General features: G+C 39.7%; 1 protein-coding gene. It reads right to left on the bottom strand.

Annotated features, from left to right (window positions below):
* Positions 1 to 75: 75 nt before the first annotated feature.
* Positions 76 to 1,434 (bottom strand): IS1182 family transposase, encoded by a 1,359-nt coding sequence (locus NON16_RS25330; protein WP_257352396.1) that lies wholly within the window; start codon positions 1,432 to 1,434, stop codon positions 76 to 78.
* Positions 1,435 to 1,561: the final 127 nt, after the last annotated feature.

The following is a 1,561-nucleotide window of genomic DNA, read 5'->3' as shown; positions in this document are numbered from 1 at the left end:
GAATCAATTTCATAATTCCATAATTTAAATAGACACAGACTTACAGAAATCAATTTTTTCATAATTTTTTTCAGTTTATGCTGCTGCTTGTTGTTGATTTAAACTGGCATTGATACGGTCTACAGCTAGTTTTGAAGCATTATAAACTAAAGTCACCAGGTCAAAATGGACTTTCGCACGTTTTCCAGTACGGTAACGAACATTGTTCAGTTGAAAATATTCCTTGAGATAAGCATTTACACGTTCCACAGCGGTACGACGTTTAAATAGTGTTTTCCAGGCTTTTGATCCTCGAGCTGGTGCTGTATATTTTCTAAGATCCGTCGTGATTTTTACTTTGTATACCTTTTGACAGAGACCTTCGTTCGCTAATGGGCAGTCTTTGCATTCACTTGGCCGAGTATATTTGAGTGTTTCATATTTCTTATCAAAACTATCATAACGATAAGAATGTTCTCGAACACAAGTAGGAGCGAAATGTTTATCAAAGCCAATGTGTTCAGGTTCATTCCGTTTATTATACGCAATAACAGCTTGATGTCCCATCCGGTGAATCTGCGTATAAATGGGTTCAAAATCATACCCTGCATCCATGACTTCATAACGTAGAGTTGTAAGTGGAACCCGTTCATGAATCCCTTTTAGTAAAGGAATCGCTGCCTTGCCGTCATTCAGATTGCCCGAAGACAAGAGAGATTGAAAGATGTATTGACTTTTTGTTCCGACGGCTAAGTGAGCCTTATAGCCGTACCAAAATACATTTTTCCCTTGACTATTTTTCTTCACACCCCATTGTGGATCTTGAGGGATCTCGGCGCGAAGTTCGGCTATAGGAACGTCTAACTGATCTCCAATTTTCTTTTCATAAAGAGGAAGATTGGCTTCTCGCTCTGCCTTTTCAACCAGCCATTGGTCCCGTTCTTCCTTTGATTTACGCCCACGTTTCTTAGGTTCCGTTTTCGGTTTTTCCTCTTTTGGCGGTGCTTGATCCTTTGCTTCAAAGTGTGTGGCATCAATGGAAACCGTATCATCGGATATAAATCCTTCTGTCATAGCTTGATGAACAATCGTTTCTTGAACGTCTTCCAAAACATTCGATTCACTTATGATGGTAATCATCCTGGAATAGGCAGCTTCTGAAGGTACAGAATCGGATACCAAAAAACCGCAGTCAAGGCGGAACATCAGATCATTCTTTAAGCGTTTCACTAAATCTTTAATAAAAGGAATCCGTTCCGTAATTCTGGCAACCAAGGAGTAAATCATCGCCGCATAATTCAGCTCAACCGGTCTACCAAAACGTGATTTCTTCGTGACCAAAGCGAAGATGGGTTCAATGTCAATCGCTGAGAAGATAGCTTCAAATCGTTGGGTAGGTTCCAATTGATATAATTCATGCAGGTCAAACAGGCTTTCTTGTCGTATAATAGTCATAGGGAGTCTTCCTCCAGTCTTAGAGTTTGTTTGGTCACTTACTCATTTCGACTTGTTAGGGAGGTACTCCTTTTTATGTGTCTTAAACCCCTTGAAGCTCTAAGGAGTTAATTTATGAAATTGATTC

The sequence above is a fragment of the Pseudalkalibacillus decolorationis genome, assembly GCF_024609785.1.
Lineage (GTDB): Bacteria > Bacillota > Bacilli > Bacillales > Fictibacillaceae > Pseudalkalibacillus > Pseudalkalibacillus decolorationis.
Note: the sequence above shows the minus strand (reverse complement) of the source record. Positions and strands in the feature narration are given on the sequence as shown.

Excerpts from the sequence above, each read along its gene's own strand:
- NON16_RS25330 (WP_257352396.1), bottom strand. The coding sequence starts at position 1,434 with ATGACTATTATACGACAAGAAAGCCTGTTTGACCTGCATGAATTATAT.